General features: G+C 40.0%; 12 protein-coding genes. 4 read left to right on the plus strand and 8 right to left on the minus strand.

What is annotated here, in order from left to right:
* Positions 1-27: 27 nt before the first annotated feature.
* Complete coding sequence (gene gcvT / locus KO529_RS03660; RefSeq protein ID WP_215946551.1) at positions 28-1,113, minus strand: glycine cleavage system aminomethyltransferase GcvT; 1,086 nt, start codon at positions 1,111-1,113, stop codon at positions 28-30.
* 254 nt (positions 1,114-1,367) lie between these two features.
* On the opposite strand from gcvT, the gene KO529_RS03665 reads away from it, so the two are divergent.
* Complete coding sequence (locus tag KO529_RS03665) at positions 1,368-2,987, plus strand: aminopeptidase P family protein (protein WP_436835194.1); 1,620 nt, start codon at positions 1,368-1,370, stop codon at positions 2,985-2,987.
* 18 nt (positions 2,988-3,005) lie between these two features.
* Here the strand turns inward: KO529_RS03665 and KO529_RS03670 are convergent, their stop codons facing one another.
* Entirely contained in the window at positions 3,006-4,049 is a 1,044-nt protein-coding gene (locus tag KO529_RS03670; protein ID WP_215946553.1) for a beta-1,6-galactofuranosyltransferase, read from the minus strand.
* Positions 4,050-4,186: 137 nt separating this feature from the next.
* Between KO529_RS03670 and glf the strand changes: the two genes are divergently transcribed.
* Entirely contained in the window at positions 4,187-5,284 is a 1,098-nt protein-coding gene (gene glf, locus KO529_RS03675) for a UDP-galactopyranose mutase (RefSeq protein WP_215946554.1), read from the plus strand.
* A gap of 11 nt (positions 5,285-5,295) precedes the next feature.
* Here the strand turns inward: glf and thrC are convergent, their stop codons facing one another.
* The 4 genes from thrC to KO529_RS03695 form a co-directional block, all read right to left on the minus strand.
* Entirely contained in the window at positions 5,296-6,591 is a 1,296-nt protein-coding gene (gene thrC / locus KO529_RS03680; RefSeq protein ID WP_215946555.1) for a threonine synthase, read from the minus strand.
* Between the two features lie 68 nt (positions 6,592-6,659).
* A complete protein-coding gene (locus tag KO529_RS03685) occupies positions 6,660-7,592 on the minus strand; it encodes a homoserine kinase (protein ID WP_215946556.1) in 933 nt (310 codons plus the stop codon).
* A gap of 36 nt (positions 7,593-7,628) precedes the next feature.
* Positions 7,629-10,073, minus strand: a complete 2,445-nt coding sequence (gene thrA / locus KO529_RS03690) for a bifunctional aspartate kinase/homoserine dehydrogenase I (RefSeq protein WP_215946557.1) — start codon at positions 10,071-10,073, stop codon at positions 7,629-7,631.
* A 69-nt stretch (positions 10,074-10,142) separates the two neighbouring features.
* Positions 10,143-10,283 carry a hypothetical protein gene (locus KO529_RS03695; RefSeq protein WP_215946558.1) on the minus strand — a complete coding sequence of 47 codons (141 nt, stop codon included), beginning with the start codon at positions 10,281-10,283 and terminating at the stop codon, positions 10,143-10,145.
* A gap of 58 nt (positions 10,284-10,341) precedes the next feature.
* Between KO529_RS03695 and KO529_RS03700 the strand changes: the two genes are divergently transcribed.
* Positions 10,342-11,886, plus strand: a complete 1,545-nt coding sequence (locus KO529_RS03700; RefSeq protein ID WP_215946559.1) for an NAD(P)H-hydrate dehydratase — start codon at positions 10,342-10,344, stop codon at positions 11,884-11,886.
* A gap of 37 nt (positions 11,887-11,923) precedes the next feature.
* On the opposite strand, the gene KO529_RS03705 is transcribed toward KO529_RS03700, so the two are convergent.
* Complete coding sequence (locus tag KO529_RS03705; protein WP_215946560.1) at positions 11,924-12,334, minus strand: STAS/SEC14 domain-containing protein; 411 nt, start codon at positions 12,332-12,334, stop codon at positions 11,924-11,926.
* 206 nt (positions 12,335-12,540) lie between these two features.
* Positions 12,541-15,093, minus strand: coding sequence for an ATP-dependent Clp protease ATP-binding subunit (locus KO529_RS03710; protein WP_215946561.1), 2,553 nt, complete (start codon positions 15,091-15,093; stop codon positions 12,541-12,543).
* Positions 15,094-15,350: 257 nt separating this feature from the next.
* On the opposite strand from KO529_RS03710, the gene gyrA reads away from it, so the two are divergent.
* On the plus strand, positions 15,351-17,882 hold the full coding sequence (gene gyrA, locus KO529_RS03715; RefSeq protein ID WP_215946562.1) for a DNA gyrase subunit A: 2,532 nt from the start codon (positions 15,351-15,353) through the stop codon (positions 17,880-17,882).
* The last annotated feature ends 33 nt before the right edge of the window (positions 17,883-17,915 follow it).

The raw sequence follows: 17,915 nt of genomic DNA on the forward strand, positions 1-17,915 counted from the left end.
TTTTGCAAAACTCAACCACTACATCTGTTAAACCTTATAAAAAGGGAGTTTAACGATGGTAGCAGGAACCGCATTTTTTCTAATTTGAATATAGATTTTACTGCCAATTTGGGACAAGTCTGTGGGTACATACCCCAAACCAATGCCCTTTCCCATGGATGGCGACATGGTGCCCGAGGTTACCACCCCTATTTTATTTCCCAAAGCATCAACAATGTCATAATCGTGCCTTGGAATCCCTTTTTCATCCAACTCAAAAGCAACCAGTTTTTTGGTAACACCTTCTTCCTTTTGTTTGGCTAGGGATCCACTGTTCACAAAATCCTTGCTGAACTTGGTAATCCATCCTAGGCCTGCTTCCAGTGGCGATGTAGTATCATTGATATCATTGCCGTACAAACAGTAGCCCATTTCCAAGCGTAAGGTGTCCCTGGCGGCAAGTCCAATAGGTTTTATGTTATAGGCGGCACCAGCTTCAAAAACCTTGTCCCAAATCTGTTGTACTTCTTCATTCTTGCAGTATATTTCAAAACCTCCTGAACCGGTATAGCCGGTGGCAGAAATAATTACGTTATCAATACCGGCAAAATCTGCTACCTCAAAGCTGTAGAACTTAATTGCGCTTAAATCTATGGACGTCAACGTTTGCATAGCTTCAACGGCTTTGGGACCCTGAATGGCCAGAAGGGAATACCCTTCGGATATATTGCGCATATCTGCACCAAAATCTTTATTATATTTACTAATGTGCTCCCAATCCTTATCAATATTGGATGCGTTTACCACCAATAAATATTGTTCATCTTTAATTTTATAGACTATAAGGTCATCCACAATACCGCCAGTTTCGTTAGGCAAACAACTGTATTGTGCCTTACCAATAGTCAATTTGGAAGCATCATTGGAAGTTACTTTTTGTATGAGATCCAATGCCTTGGGGCCTCCTACTAAGAACTCACCCATGTGGGATACGTCAAAAACGCCCACTCCTTTGCGGACTGTTTCGTGTTCTATATTAACTCCTTCATAAGAAACAGGCATATTGTATCCTGCGAACGGTACCATTTTAGCGCCCAATGCCTCATGGGTTTTTGTCAATGCGGTGTTTTTCATTTGAATAATTTGAGGCGTAAAAATATCGAAAATTAATCTAAGGGAGAATCTATATACTTTTTGTTTTGCACAAATTAATGTTAATTTGAATTCTTACTTTGATAATTTGGGGGAGGAGGGATGTTCACTTTTTAACCGAGCAGTGAACATTTTTTGTCCCTTTAGGGATTGTCCAGTTTGCTTTTCCAAGTTTTCTGGCGAAGTATTAATCAATGTGGTATTATAATTGATTATTTTTAAACATTAATTTAATGATGACTATGAGGAATTTAATAATGATTTCTTTATTTCTTTTTTTAACATCTTGGTTTCAGGCCCAGGAAGTTCCCAACGATTTTCTACCTGCAGATTTTCATAAGGGAAGGCGTCAGGAAGTGCGCAAGGCTATGCCTCCAAATAGTGTGGCGGTATTTTTTGCCGCAGCCGTTAGGAATAGGGCGAACGACGTGGATTATATATACCATCAAGATCCGGATTTTTATTATTTAACTGGATACAAGGAACCTAATGCTCTTTTGCTCATATTTTCCGAAATGCAAAAGGATAAGGAAGGGAATAATTATGATGAGGTGCTCTATGCCCAGAAAAGGGATGAAAAGGCCGAACAGTGGAATGGAAAACGATTGGGAGTAGAAGGGGTTAAAGGGCAATTGGGGTTTGAACAAGCGTTTAATGCGGAAGAATTTTTAAATTCGGATATTGATTTTTCCCAGTTTGAAAATGTACTGTTTTTTGATTTTAATAATGATTTTAGGGATACCAATGACCCAGCTGATATATTTGATTTGATAAGGACATTTAAGGAAAAATCCAATTATCCGTCAGATTACGATGCCACCAAACAACAGCTTTACAGCATGATCAAGTCAACGGAATTGGAAAATAGTGCCAATGTGGCCCAAACCCTGGGGAGGTATTTAAATTATTACCAGGAATTAAAATCGGACAAATTGTTGGTCGATTTTGTGGAGGCTTCAGATGATAGGTCCCGGATCGAAATCAAGGAAAAAGTGGCCCTGCAATTGAAATCCAATAACCTTAACAGCGCTAAGTTGGAGGAAATAATGAACACCTTAAGGGAAGTTAAGACCAAAGAAGAGTTGGTACTTCTGAAGAAGGCCGTGGAGATTTCGGCAGTAGGGCAAATAGAGGTTATGAAGGCCATGCATCCCAATATGTCCGAGATGGAAATACAAGGGGTGCATGAGTTTGTTTATAAGAAGTACGGTGCCGAATATGAGGGGTATCCTTCCATTGTGGGTGGAGGCAATAATGGCTGTATTCTACATTATATAGAGAATAATAAACCTAAGGTTGGGAACGATTTGGTTTTGATGGATTTAGGAGCCGAATATCATGGTTATACTGCCGATGTAACCCGGACCATTCCGGCCAATGGCAAATTTTCAAAGGAACAAAAACAAATTTACGATATTGTATACAATGCACAAGAGGCGGGGATAAGGGCTAGTGTAATAGGGGCTTCTTTTCAGGCCCCTGGGCAGGCCGCTAGTGAAGTTGTTGCCAGAGGGTTGATGAAGCTGGGAATTATTGGAAGCCCGGAGGAGGCCAGAAATTATTTTCCACATGGCACATCCCATTATTTGGGATTGGATGTTCATGATAAGGGCACTTATCAGCCCTTTAAGGAAAATACGGTGATTACAGTGGAACCAGGAATTTACATTCCGGAGGGGAGCGATTGCGATAAAAAGTGGTGGGGGATAGCCGTAAGGATCGAAGACGATATTCTTATCACCAAAAATGGTCCTGTTAATTTATCGGGAATGGCCCCTAGGACAACGGAAGCTATAGAGGCAGTGATGAAACAATCCAGTCCGCTGGATCAATTTAAATTGCCACCATTGGATTAAATATTTCGATACAGGGTACTAAGAAAGTGCTAGGAGTGCCTTATCCATAGCTGCTTTTAAAAATCCACCGGAAATGATTTCTTTTCTGACTTCGGCTACATTTTTTACCATTTTTTGGTAGTCTTCATGGGACAGGTTTTTTAATTTACCGTCCAACTCCTCCAAGGAGGAAATACAAATGCCCAATTGGCGTTCTTTAATCACAGCGGCAATGGCAGCTTTGTCCCATATAATGATGGGAAGGCCACAGAGTAAGTATAGAGATGTCTTATGGGGATTGTTATATAAAAGGTATTGCCCAAAATGACCGGCACATTCGTCAATGGAATTCCCGTTCCAGACCAAACCGAAGGAACCTCTTATGTGTTTGGCAACTTCATCCGGGGAATACATGCCCTCAAAACTTATGATGGTATTGGCCGGGTCCACATCGTCTTTGATAAAACCGCTACCGTATAGTTTTAAATGAAAACTATTATTTTTTAAGGCATCCAATTTATAGATAAAGGCACTTTTTGCTATTCCCAAGCCACCGGCGAAAACTACATCGAATAGGCCATTGTTAGAAAGTTCCGGAGCAGTATAGCTACTGTTGTTATCCAAATAATCGAACATGTATAGGGGGATCAATTGGGCAGTAGCCCCTTGTTGCTCGAACCATTTTTTCATGTTGTCGTTATGTACAATGATTACATCGGCACATGAGAATTTTTTCATTTCCCGGGCAATATCCTTGTTTTTTCCCATGAGGTATTTAACATCATGAATAATCAACACGATTTTGCATTTTTTTATTCCGGCTATGGTAGTGATGTATTTGTAATATTTGCTTAGAGGGTATTGTATGGCCAAAGTGGAATTTTTTGGCAAACGAATTACGCCCTTGGTTATTCCAAAAAAACTTACTACCGCACCAATAGCAGAACTTGCATAAGTAGTCTGTTTAAATCCTAAATTTCGGAAACCTATGGTGTCCAAGATTCGCTCACAATCTGTTTTCGGCTTGGAGGCCGCACTGTTGGTAGCTTTGTAATTTCGGGAGATATAATATAAATTGGCCATTTTGGGTCGGTTCTTTAAGCTCTACAAATATAACCATGTTATGGCAAAGGGGATTTTTTTTTTGATTTCAATTCGTAAACGTTATAATATACACTAGTTTTACTTTTTTATTCCTATTGGATACTAATCTACCTATAATGAAATACGACTACCTTATTGTGGGAGCTGGACTTTTTGGCGCCGTATTTGCCCACGAGGCCAAGAAGAAAGGAAAAAAATGTCTGGTAATTGATAAACGTCCACATCTTGGAGGTAATGTTTATTGCGAGGAAGTGGAAGGTATAAATGTTCATAAGTACGGAGCCCATATTTTTCATACCAATGACAAAGCAATTTGGGATTATGTAAATAGTTTTGTTGAATTTAATAGATATACCAATTCACCCGTGGCCAATTATAAGGATGAACTTTATAATTTGCCCTTCAATATGAACACCTTTTATCAGTTATGGAAGGTAAAGACGCCTGAAGAAGCTAAGTCGGTTATTGCTGAACAAGTAAAGGAGGTAGGGGTTAAAAATCCAAAAAATTTGGAAGAACAGGCCTTGTCTCTGGTTGGTAAGGATATCTACGAAAAGTTGATAAAAGGGTATACGGAGAAACAATGGGGACGAAAAGCCACGGAACTGCCTGCTTTTATTATAAAAAGATTGCCGTTGCGATTTACCTTCGATAATAATTATTTCAATGACAAATACCAAGGAATTCCCATCGGGGGTTACAATAAGTTGATCAATGGTTTGTTGGAAGGCATAGAAACTCGCTTAGAGGTCGACTTTTTTAAGGATAAAAGGGAATTGGTCGCAATGGCCGATCAGGTAGTGTTCACAGGCAAGATTGATGAGTTTTATGATTACCAATATGGTAAGCTGGAATATAGGAGTCTGGATTTTAAGCATGAAACCCTGGATATGGAAAATTATCAGGGTAATGCAGTCGTAAATTATACAGCTTCAGACATTCCATATACCCGGATTTTAGAGCATAAGCATTTTGAATTTGGAACACAGAAAAAGACCGTAATAACAAAAGAATACCCTACGGAATGGTCTGGCAATAAGGAGCCTTATTATCCCATCAATGATCAACGAAACAGTGACATATACTCCAAGTACAAGACCTTATCCGAAAGGGACAATATCATTTTTGGAGGAAGGCTGGCCGAGTATAAGTACTACGATATGCACCAGGTAATAGCCTCGGCATTGGCCAAGTGTAAAAAAATCTTTAACTAAGATAAAGCATTTTATTTACCCAATAGGTAACCTTTCAGCTCGTCATATAGGGAGATTTTAATCGACTTTTTCTTTTTGCCCATTACTTTTACAATACTCTCCGGTAAATCAATATTTTCACGAATGGTATCCTCCACGACATCCAAGAACTTGACAGGGTGCGCAGTTTCTAGAAAAATGCCGTAAGTATCCGGATGGGTTTGTTGATACTTCTTTAAGCCCAAATAACCTACGGCCCCGTGGGGATCGGCCACATAAGTAAAGTCGTTGTATAATTTCAACATGGCTTCTTTGGTTTCCATGTCTGTAAATGAATAAGAAGATATGTTTTTGGACAGCTCCCCAAAATTATCTTCGTACAAATGCCTTATCCTAATAAAATTACTGGGATCACCAACATCCATGGCGTTGGAAATGGTGGCGATGGAAGCTTTTGGGTCATATGCTCCTGTATCCATGTAACGAGGAACCACGTCATTGACGTTCGTTGAGGCAATAAAATGTTTGCAGGGCATTCCCAGTCTTTGTGCCATAATACCTGCACAGATGTTTCCAAAATTTCCGCTAGGGACAGAAAATATAATATCCTTGCCCTTGGACTTCATCTCCTTGTATGCGAACAGGAAATAAAACATTTGTGGAAGCCATCTGGCCACATTGATACTATTGGCCGAGGTCAATTGCATGTTTTGGATCAACTCTTCGTCCAAGAAAGCTGTTTTTACCATGTTTTGGCAGTCGTCGAAAGTGCCTTCAACTTCTAGGGCAGTAATGTTTTTGCCCAATGTGGTCAACTGTTTTTCTTGAATATCGCTGACCTTTCCACTAGGGTATAGAATAACAACCTTAACTCCGTCCACTCCAAGAAATCCATTGGCCACTGCACCTCCGGTATCTCCGGAAGTAGCTACCAATACGGTTACATCTTTAGTATTTTCGGTTGAAAAATAGCCAAGGCATCTGGCCATAAATCTTGCGCCCACGTCCTTAAAGGCCAAGGTAGGACCATGAAAAAGTTCTAATACGGCCACGTCGTCCTCAATTTCCACAACGGGAAAATCAAAATCCAAAACATCGGCAAGAATTTCTTTAAGCACGTCTTCAGGAATATCCTTGCCCACAAATTGTTGTATGGCCAAAAAGGCAATTTCATGATTGGAATAATCTTCTATCTTGTTAAAAAAATCATTTGGCAGTGCCTCGATTATTTCCGGAAAATATAACCCACGATCTGGGGCAATTCCTTTTATAACTGCGTCTTTGAAAGATACATTGGGTGCTTGTTGATTTAGGCTATAAAAGTTCATATTTATTGTTGTTAGAATGAGTTGTAATTTTTGAGTTCTGACTTAAGTGACCTGAAGGATATAATACATTAGCTTTCCAGTATTTTAATCCCTTGTGTATTTATTTTTGAAACATGTACGTCATAGTCGACCCCAATTTTTTCATATACCTTTCTCATAGCCTCGGCCACTTTAAGGGCAGTATCCTTGCCTTTGCTTAGCGCAAATATAGATGGGCCCGAGCCTGAGATACCACAGCCCAGGGCACCTGCTTCTATGGCATCTTCCTTTACCTTGTCAAATCCCGGAATAAGAATGGATCTAATGGGTTCTATGATATGGTCTACCAAGGACCTGCCTATTAGGTCGTAATCATTGGTAAATAGCCCAGCAATAAGGCCACCCACATTTCCCCATTGCTTTATACCGTCTTCCAGGGAAATGGATGTTTTTAGGATTCGTCTGGAGTCTGAGGTCCTTACTTCTATTTGCGGGTGTATTACCGTTGCGTATAATTCTGGAGGAGTCGGAATTTTCACTATGTCCAATGGTTGGTAACTGCGCACCAAGGTAAAGCCTCCGAACAGGGCAGGGGCAACATTGTCAGCATGGGCAACCCCACTGGCCAATCGCTCTCCTTCCATAGCAAATTTTACCAACTCCAGATTGCTAAAGGGGCTGCCCAGTAGTTGATTCATAGCCCATACCGCTCCCGTAGAACTGGCTGCACTGCTTCCTATACCGCTACCCGCTTTTATTTTCTTGTAAATTTCTATCTCAAAACCACCTACATGATCACTTTCCGCCAACAAGGCCAAACCGGCAACTCCGGCAACATTTTGAAGGGTTTCGGTAGGTAGATCCTGTCCTGAAAGCTTGGTAATCTTTATTCCTTTTTCAGTGGTTTTCCTTACCACCATCTCATCTCCTACGGAATCCAAAGCAAGCCCCAGAACATCAAAGCCACAGGAAACATTGGCTATCGTAGCTGGACAGAAAATTCTAATTTCGTTAGTTTTCATTTCTCATCAAATAAATTTCAAACTTGTGGGGCACTTTTAAAAATTACCTATACGTATAATATCTGCAAAAATTCCAGAGGCAGTAACATCGGCTCCGGCCCCAGCGCCTTTTATAATCATAGGTTGGTTGGGATAGCGTTCTGTGTAGAACAATACGATATTATCACTGCCTTCCAAATTATAGAAATCATGTCCCTTGGGTATCCTTTGCAGACCTACACTGGCTTTTCCGTTTTCGAATTGCGCCACATATTTCAATTTACTGTCTTCCTCAACCGCTTTTTTGTACATCTCTTGAAACGATGCTTCATACTTGGTCAAAGATTTGAAGAAATCCTCATTGTTGGTTGTTTCCAAACTCTCCTGTGGTAGAAAAGGATTGTTCTGAATGTCCTCTATGTTCAGTACATTTCCACTTTCCCTGGCCAGGATCAATATTTTTCGCATTACATCCACCCCACTTAAATCTATTTTGGGATCTGGCTCCGTGTAGCCTTCTTCTTGGGCTTGCTTTACCACATCATGAAAGGTGGTACTATCGTTGAAATTGTTGAAAACGAAATTTAAACTACCTGAAAGTACCGCTTGAATTTTTAATATTTTGTCCCCTGATGCTACTAGATGCTTTAATGTATCGATAATGGGTAATCCCGCACCAACATTTGTTTCAAAAAGAAATGGTGCATTGTACTGTCTGGCTAGATCCTTTAACTCCTGATAATTATCATAGGCCGATGAGCAGGCTATTTTATTACAGGTAACAACGGATATGCTGTTCCTTAAATATGAATTGTAAGTTTCCGAAACCTCTTGGCTGGCGGTATTGTCAACAAAGATGCTATTTCGGTAATTCAGTTTTTTTACTTTTTGGAAGAACAGGTCTAGATCGGTCTTTTCTCCCTTGCTTAGCAATTCTTCCCAGTTCTTAAGGGCTATGCCATCTTCATCGAATATCATGGTCCTGGAATTGGACATACCAATAACCCTTATATTGAGTTTTAACTTCTCTTTTAAATACTTTTTTTGTGATTGTATTTGGTTCAAAAATTTGGCACCTACATTACCCACACCCATGACAAACAGATTCAACTGTTTTATATTTTCCTCAAAAAATTCCTCATGCAATGTATTGAGAGCTTTTTTTACATCTTCCTTAAGGATAACGGCAGATATGTTCCTTTCGGATGCACCTTGGGCTATGGCGCGTATATTAACGTTGTTCTTACCTAAGGTGCTGAACATTTTTCCGCTAAGTCCTTGGTGACTTTTCATGTTATCGCCGACAAGGGCAATGATGGCCAAATCTTTCTCCGCAATTACCGGTTTTATTTTTCCGAGGGAAATTTCAATGTCAAATGCATCATTGATAACTTGTACTGCATGGTCTGCATCCTGATTGTCTATTCCTATGCAGATGGAATGTTCGGATGATGCCTGGGTAATCATTACAACACTGATACCTGCAGTTGATAGCACTTCGAAAAAGCGTTTGGAGATACCTGTAATTCCTACCATGCCAGGTCCTTCAAGGGATACGAGTGCAATATTCTCCACATGGCTTATTCCCCGTACCGTTTTACCTTGTCCATTCTTATTCTTGGTAATCAAAGTACCTGCTGCCTTGGGATCGAAGGTGTTCTTAATGACGATGGAAATTCCTTTGGTCAATACTGGTTGGATCGTGGGCGGATAAAGAACCTTTGCACCAAAATGCGACAGCTCCATGGCTTCTTCATAAGAAATATGGGGAATGGCCATGGCCTGTTTTACTATTTTGGGGTTGGCGGTATACATACCGCTTACATCTGTCCATATTTCCAGAACTTCCGCATTTATGGCATTTGCAACGATGGCAGCAGTATAGTCCGATCCTCCACGCCCTAGGGTGGTGGAATCTCCATTTACGGCCGAAGCAATAAAGCCTCCCATAATAATTACGGAATTATTGCACTTGTCCACGTATTCGGTAATATTGTTGTTCGTAAGATTAAAGTTGACGGCCGCTTTTCCAAAATTGGAATTTGTCTTTATTAGTTGTCTGCTATCGGCATGTACGGTATCTATTCCTTCAACAATAAAATATTCGCCTATGATATAGGAAGATAGCAACTCTCCATAACTCACAATTTTATCCGATAGTTTAGGTGTAATCTCGCCAATTAAATAAGCCCCTTCCAAAAGAGTTTCCAAGGTATTTAGCTCACTCTTTACCTTACTAAGTACCTTACTCTGGGAATGTATTGGGATTAGTTCCTTGATGGTCAAGAGGTGTCTGTCCTCTATTTCCTTTAGTATCGTTTTATAGGTTTGATCCTGTGCAGAAGCTAAAGCGGCGGTTTTTAAAAGAAGATCCGTTATTCCTCCAAGTGCGGAAACCACTACTATGGTTTTGTTGGACCCTAGATCTGCGATAATATTTTTTACTAAGCTTATATTATTGGCGTTGGCCACCGAAGTGCCACCGAATTTTAGAACTTTCATGGTTCAATGGAATTAAGTAAGAAAAACTGAATTTTGATAAAATTGTGTAACGGACGTATATGTAGTAGCTTACCCCAATGGGGTAGTGGTGCTGATAACGGTAATAGCAATGCAACCATCTATAAATGGTGTATTAAGTAGTTTATTGTCCGTATTGTTAAAAGTCATCATAAGAATAAAGAACCAAATGTAGTATTTTTGATTACCCAATCAAATGTTTTTGCGGATTTTTGCCAAATCATCAATTTTTTCTAAAATATCTTATAGAATGAAGATTTTTAATGCCAAACAGATATACGAAGCTGATAAATTCACAATAGAAAAGCAACAAATCACCAGTGAGCAGCTTATGGAAAGGGCTGCAATTCAGATTTTTAATTGGATGCATTCTAGAATGCAGGGTGCCCAAACAAAAATTCATTTGTTTTGCGGTATCGGCAACAATGGTGGGGATGGGCTGGTACTTGCAAGGCATTTGCAGGATCACGATTATAATATAGAGGTATTTGTTGTTAACTATAGCGAACACAGGTCCAAGGATTTTTTAATAAACCTAGATCGATTAAAGGAGAAAGGCGTTTGGCCCAATTTTCTAAATGAACAATCGGAATTACCCGTTATAGGAAAAGATGATATTGTTGTTGATGCTATTTTTGGTATAGGACTGAATAGGGTTCCCGATAAATGGGTGGTAAGGCTTATGCAGCAGCTAAACAACTCAAATGCGTTTATTCTCTCAATAGATATGCCTTCCGGACTTTTTATGGAGGCTGGCCTTCCCAATAAAGAAGGTGTAATAAAAGCAAATTACGTGCTTACTTTTCAAGTGCCTAAACTTGCTTTTTTTCTTCCAGAAACGGGTAAATATATGGATCATTGGGAGATTCTGGATATTGGCTTGGAACAAGAGTTTATGTTTAAGTTGAAACCGCAATATGAGTTGATAGGTAAGAACGAAGTGCTGTCCATGTACATTCCCAGGGAAAAGTATTCGCATAAGGGCAGTTATGGCCATTCATTGATAATTGGTGGAAGTTACGGAAAGATCGGGGCCGTTGTTTTGGCGGCAAAGGGAAGTATGTTGGCCGGAAGCGGATTGGTAACGGCTTTTGTTCCAAGGTGTGGATATTTGCCATTGCAGACGGCATTGCCGGAGGCCATGGTAATTACAGATAATGAAGAAGTGGAAATTTCCAAAATTGATTTCAGTATAATGCCCAGCGTTGTTGGTATTGGGGTTGGAATTGGAACAACCGCGACTACAGTTAAGGCTTTTTCTAATTTTCTAAAGGGGAATAAACTGCCTTTGGTCATAGATGCTGACGGTTTGAACATTCTTTCCAAAAATCAGGACTTGTTTCAAGAAATGCCTCCCCAGACCGTTTTAACCCCGCACCCCAAGGAGTTGGAGCGTTTAATCGGGAAATGGGCCGATGACTTTGACAAGTTGAAAAAAGCAAAGGAGTTCTCTGAAAAATACGATTGTATTTTGGTTATAAAAGGGGCAAACACCATGACTATATATAAGGATATGGGCTATGTTAACACCACAGGAAATCCAGGTATGGCCACTGGTGGAAGCGGGGATGTGCTAACAGGGGTAATCACGGGTATGATCGCTCAGGGTTATTCTCCATTGAATGCTGCTATTTTTGGGGTATACATCCATGGAAAAGCAGCTGATATTGCGGTAGAGAAATGTGGTTTTCAAGCCTTGATTGCCAGTGGTATATTGGATAATATCGGCATGGCCTTTTTAGATCTTTTTCAAGTTTCTGAGCCTGATGTTGCCACTGGTGAAAGTGAGCAATAGAAGGTATGTCATTACCAATTATGATAATGACATACCTTTATTCTGTATTGGATGTTCTTACACGTCTTTTAACCCACATCAGGGCATTATCCTGATCAATGAAGAATTTCATAGGTTTTTTATAAAATAGTCTCTCGATATTAAAATTGTGCATGTCTATTTCTTTTATTGAAACTACAGCAAAAGCCTTAATATTCTCTATTTCCCTAATTTGATTGTATACCATTGGGTCAATGGCATATGAGTTCTTCCTTAAACTTATGTAACCGAAGTTTTTATTCCTGAAATGAATTTCCATAATGCCAATAATTTGAAATACTCTTTCTTTGGTTATGGTGCTTCCTTCGTCAAAAATAGAAACCATGTAATCGTCAAATACCTGTACTTTCCCAATGTCCAGTTGATATTCTCGTACGATAATAGTCTTCTTGGGTCGTCCGACTTTCATTCTCCGTATTTTATATAGTGTGTCTGCAGCGAATGTAGAATTAAGTATAACTATTATAAAAATTATTAGATTAAAGACACTTTAATCGTTTATGTGGAATGAAATGGGGCTTACTGTGATTTATTTCTTACAAACCTCGGGGAATAAATAAAAAAAAGGAGTAGCATTTTGCTACTCCTTTTTTGTGTTTAATATAGATGTCCAATTTAAGTTTTGGATGACTTTTCTGCTTTTTTGATCTTAATAGTAAGTTCTTCCTTGGCCTCATCAAGATCCATATGAATAGTATCGCCTTCCTCCAATTTGGAATTTACGATTTCCTCGGCCAGTGCATCTTCAATATATTTTTGAATAGCTCTCTTAAGTGGCCTGGCGCCGTATTGTTTGTCAAAGCCTTTTTCGGCAATATAATCCTTGGCCTTATCGGTTAGCTGTAAATCATACCCAATATCCTTGATCCTGAGGTATAATTTCTTCAACTCAATATCGATTATCCTGTGGATATCTTCGCGTTCCAGGGCATTAAATACAACAACGTCGTCTATTCTGTTTAAGAATTCCGGTGCAAAGGCCTTCTTTAAGGCGTTTTCGATAACACTTTTTTGATGGGTGTCGGCCTGGGCCTTTTTTGCGGAAGTTCCAAAACCAACTCCTTGGCCAAAATCCTTAAGCTGTCTAGCTCCGATATTGGAGGTCATTATGATGATCGTATTTCTAAAATCGATCTTTCTGCCAAGACTATCTGTTAAATATCCGTCATCCAGCACTTGCAGAAGCATATTGAATACATCTGGGTGTGCTTTTTCAATTTCATCCAATAGAATAACGGAATAAGGCTTACGGCGTACCTTTTCTGTCAACTGTCCGCCTTCTTCGTATCCGACATATCCTGGAGGTGCACCTACTAGTCTTGATATGGCAAATTTCTCCATATATTCACTCATGTCCACTCTGATCAAGGCGTCCTCGGAATCGAATAACTCCTTGGCCAGTATTTTGGCAAGTTGTGTTTTACCTACCCCTGTTTGCCCTAAAAAGATGAAGGAGCCAATAGGTTTGTTAGGGTCTTTTAGACCTGCCCGGTTACGTTGGATCGCTTTGGCAACTTTGGCAACAGCTTCGTCCTGACCAATTACATTGCTCTTGATAAGTTTTGGCAATTCTGCCAATTTATTGCTTTCTGTTTGTGCAATCCTGTTTACGGGAATACCGCTCATCATGGAAACCACGTCGGCAACATTGTCCTCGGTAACGGTTTCTTTGTGTAGCTTACTGTCTTCCTCCCATCGTTCTTGGGCAATGGCCAAATCTTTTTCTATTCGTTTTTCATCATCCCTTAGTTTGGCGGCCTCCTCGTATTTTTGTTTTTTTACGACAGTATTTTTTAGTTCACGAACGTCTTCCAATTGTTTTTCCAGTTCCAATATTTGTTTGGGAACATCCATATTAACAATATGCACGCGCGAACCTGCCTCGTCCAGGGCATCAATGGCCTTGTCCGGTAAATACCTGTCCGTCATATACCTATTGGTAAGTTTTACACAGGCAATTATCGCTTCATCTGTGTAGATTACGTTATGGTGGTCCTCGTACTTTCCTTTGATATTCTTTAAGATCTCAATGGTCTCGGTTACGGTTGTAGGCTCAACGATTACCTTTTGAAATCGTCTTTCCAGGGCACCATCTTTTTCTATGTATTGTCTGTATTCGTCCAAAGTGGTGGCTCCAATACATTGAATTTCACCTCTCGCGAGTGCTGGCTTAAACATATTGGAAGCATCCAAACTACCTGTGGCCCCGCCGGCACCTACAATAGTGTGGATCTCATCGATGAATAGAATTACATCATCATTTTTTTCGAGTTCGTTCATGACCGCCTTCATTCGCTCTTCAAATTGGCCGCGGTATTTGGTACCTGCAACCAAAGAAGCCAAATCCAGGGTTACTACCCTTTTATTGTATAGTATTCTGGAAACTTTCTTGTTGATTATCCTTAGGGCAAGTCCTTCGGCAATGGCACTTTTACCAACACCTGGTTCTCCTATTAGCAGAGGATTGTTCTTTTTTCTTCTACTTAGAATTTGGGAAACCCTTTCAATTTCCTTTTCACGCCCCACAACGGGGTCCAATTTGTTTTCCTCTGCCATTTTGGTCAGGTCGCGACCAAAATTGTCCAATACAGGGGTCTTTGATTTTTTGCTTCCCTTTTGCCCGGTACCGGAAGTGCCAAAAGTGCCTTCTTTTTCTTCATTGGGCTCATCGGAATCACTAGGAAAGGATTCCGAAGTAGGGGAATCTATATAATCGTCATCACTTGTTATCATTGATTTAAACTGGTCTTTTACTCCATCATAGTCCACTTTTAATTTATGTAGTAATTTAGTGGTAGGGTCGTTTTCATTACGTAAAATACATAGTAATAAATGGGCCGTATTGATAGAGGAGCTTTGAAATAATTTAGCTTCTAGAAATGTTGTTTTCAGCGCACGCTCCGCCTGTCTGGTCAGATGCAGGTTCTTTTTGTCCTTTTGTGCAGCGCCAGCATTTGGATTGGCGGGACTTAATATCTCCACTTTTCTTCTCAAGTGATCCAAGTCCACGTCCAATGCGTCTAAAATGCTTATTGCTTTTCCATTACCGTCCCGCAGTAATCCCAGCATTAAATGCTCGGTTCCAATGAAGTCGTGACCCAATCTTAAGGCCTCTTCCTTACTGTAAGCAATAACATCTTTTACTCTAGGGGAAAAATTGTCGTCCATAAAATATCCTTTCAACTTTAAAAATAGTAAATCTATATCAATCTATGGCAAATACTATACCTAATATTCGTTAAAGGTGGTCGATTTGCCGAAATAAGCCATTATTTGCAAAAAAATTAACAATCAAATCGTTATCCGAACCTCATATTTGAAGTGTTAATAAATTCTTCACAAAAGTCTGTCCTAAGTACTTGTATAGTATCGATTTTACGTATATTGTCCTGCTTTTTTAACTAAAAATAAATAGAAGATTTTAAATGGCAGAAGGAGAAAAATTAATTCCGATTAACATTGAAGATGAAATGAAATCTGCCTACATTGATTATTCAATGTCGGTCATTGTGTCACGTGCCCTGCCAGATGTTAGGGATGGTTTAAAGCCAGTGCATAGAAGGGTTTTGTTCGGAATGCACGAGTTAGGTGTTAGATCTAATAGTGCCCATAAGAAATCCGCGCGTATTGTCGGGGAAGTATTAGGTAAGTATCATCCACACGGAGATACTTCTGTTTATGATTCCATGGTGCGTATGGCCCAGGAGTGGAGTTTAAGGTATATGTTGGTCGATGGCCAGGGAAACTTTGGTTCCGTTGATGGTGACAGTCCTGCAGCGATGCGTTATACGGAGGCCCGTATGCGTAAAATTGCGGATGATATGTTGGCCGATATTGATAAGGATACTGTGGATCATCAGCTTAATTTTGATGATTCCTTACAGGAGCCAACGGTACTCCCTACTAGGATACCTAATTTATTGATCAATGGGGCTTCCGGAATTGCAGTGGGTATGGCGACCAATATGCCGCCCCATAACCTCTCGGAAGTAGTGGACGGTACCGTTGCCTATATTGACAATAACGATATTGAGATCGATGAGCTGATTACCCATATCAAGGCACCGGATTTTCCAACAGGTGGTATAATTTATGGCTACGACGGGGTTAAGGAGGCTTTCCATACCGGACGTGGTCGTGTAGTAATGAGGGCGAAAGCCAATTTTGAGGAAGTTCAGGGAAGAGAGAGTATTGTAGTGACGGAAATTCCTTATCAGATCAACAAGGCGGACATGATCAAGAAGACTGCCGATCTGGTCAATGAAAAAAAGATAGAAGGAATTTCTACCATAAGGGATGAATCTGATAGGAACGGTATGCGTATCGTTTATATCCTTAAAAGGGATGCTATTCCAAATATAGTACTTAATACCTTATACAAGTATACTTCCTTACAGTCCTCTTTTAGTGTTAATAACATTGCACTTGTAAACGGAAGGCCACAATTGTTGAACGTTAAGGAGATGATCCACTATTTTGTGGAGCACCGTCACGAAGTGGTTGTAAGGCGCACGGAGTTTGAGCTGAAGAAGGCCGAAGACAGGGCGCACATCCTAGAAGGACTTATTATAGCCTCGGATAATATAGACGAGGTAATTGCGATCATAAGAGCTTCCTCCAATGCTGATGAGGCAAGGGAAAAGCTTATGGAGCGCTTCAAGCTTAGTGAAATTCAGGCCAAGGCCATTGTTGAAATGCGTTTACGCCAATTGACAGGTCTGGAGCAGGATAAATTAAGGACGGAGTACGAAGAAATAATCTTGACCATTGCGGATTTAAAGGATATCCTTGCCAAGAAAGAGCGAAGGATGCAGATAATTAAGGATGAGCTGCTAGAGGTTAAGGACAAGTATGGCGATAACCGTCGTTCCGAAATAAATTTTGCTGGTGGTGACCTAAGTATGGAGGATATGATTCCTGATGAGCAAGTGGTAATTACCATTTCCCATGCCGGTTATATTAAAAGAACGCCTCTTTCGGAATATAAGACCCAAAACAGGGGTGGTGTTGGCCAAAAGGCATCTTCTACTAGAAACGAAGATTTCTTGGAGCATCTTTTCGTGGGTACCAACCACCAATACATGTTGTTCTTTACCCAAAAGGGTAAATGTTTCTGGATGCGCGTGTATGAAATTCCGGAGGGTACCAAAACTTCCAAAGGACGTGCTATCCAAAACTTGATCAATATTGAGAACGATGATATGGTGAAAGCCTTCATCTGTACCCAGGATTTAAAGGATGAGGAATATGTAAACAGTCATTATGTTATTATGGCGACCAAAAAGGGTATCGTTAAAAAAACATCTTTGGAACAATACTCAAGGCCAAGACAGAATGGTATTAATGCGATAAGTATTCGTGAGGACGATGAACTTTTGGAGGCTAAACTTACAACAGGTTCAAGTCAGATTTTCCTAGGGTTAAAGTCCGGTAAGGCTATTAGGTTCGAGGAGGTAAAGACGAGACCTATGGGTAGAAATGCATCCGGTGTACGTGGAATTACCCTGGCACATGATAATGATGAGGTAATAGGTATGGTGGCCGTGCATAATTTTGAAGAGGAAATATTGGTAGTGTCCGAGAATGGGTACGGAAAACGTTCCAGTATTGAAGACTATAGAATCACCAATAGAGGAGGTAAAGGGGTGAAGACTATCTCCATTACCGATAAAACTGGTGGATTGGTAGCTATTAAAAATGTTTCGGACTCCGATGATTTAATGATTATCAATAAATCGGGTATCGCAATTAGGATGAGTGTTGAGGATTTAAGAGTAATGGGTAGGGCAACACAGGGTGTTCGACTTATTAATATTAAAGGCAACGATTCCATTGCTGCTGTGGCCAAAGTTATGAAGGATGAAGACGAAATAGATGACATTACAACCTTGGAGGTAGATGCCAAAGAAGAAGATGGCACGGCTCTTGATAATGATAGTGCGGAAACCAAAGAATAACATTTAAACACTAATAAGTAAATTTAATTTGAA

The organism is Arenibacter algicola (assembly GCF_018860365.1).
In the GTDB taxonomy this organism is placed as follows: Bacteria; Bacteroidota; Bacteroidia; order Flavobacteriales; family Flavobacteriaceae; genus Arenibacter; species Arenibacter algicola_B.

Excerpts from the sequence above, each read along its gene's own strand:
- gcvT (WP_215946551.1), bottom strand. The coding sequence starts at position 1,113 with ATGAAAAACACCGCATTGACAAAAACCCATGAGGCATTGGGCGCTAAA.
- KO529_RS03665 (WP_436835194.1), top strand. The coding sequence starts at position 1,368 with ATGACTATGAGGAATTTAATAATGATTTCTTTATTTCTTTTTTTAACA.
- KO529_RS03670 (WP_215946553.1), bottom strand. The coding sequence starts at position 4,049 with ATGGCCAATTTATATTATATCTCCCGAAATTACAAAGCTACCAACAGT.
- glf (WP_215946554.1), top strand. The coding sequence starts at position 4,187 with ATGAAATACGACTACCTTATTGTGGGAGCTGGACTTTTTGGCGCCGTA.
- thrC (WP_215946555.1), bottom strand. The coding sequence starts at position 6,591 with ATGAACTTTTATAGCCTAAATCAACAAGCACCCAATGTATCTTTCAAA.
- KO529_RS03685 (WP_215946556.1), bottom strand. The coding sequence starts at position 7,592 with ATGAAAACTAACGAAATTAGAATTTTCTGTCCAGCTACGATAGCCAAT.
- thrA (WP_215946557.1), bottom strand. The coding sequence starts at position 10,073 with ATGAAAGTTCTAAAATTCGGTGGCACTTCGGTGGCCAACGCCAATAAT.
- KO529_RS03700 (WP_215946559.1), top strand. The coding sequence starts at position 10,342 with ATGAAGATTTTTAATGCCAAACAGATATACGAAGCTGATAAATTCACA.
- KO529_RS03705 (WP_215946560.1), bottom strand. The coding sequence starts at position 12,334 with ATGAAAGTCGGACGACCCAAGAAGACTATTATCGTACGAGAATATCAA.
- KO529_RS03710 (WP_215946561.1), bottom strand. The coding sequence starts at position 15,093 with ATGGACGACAATTTTTCCCCTAGAGTAAAAGATGTTATTGCTTACAGT.
- gyrA (WP_215946562.1), top strand. The coding sequence starts at position 15,351 with ATGGCAGAAGGAGAAAAATTAATTCCGATTAACATTGAAGATGAAATG.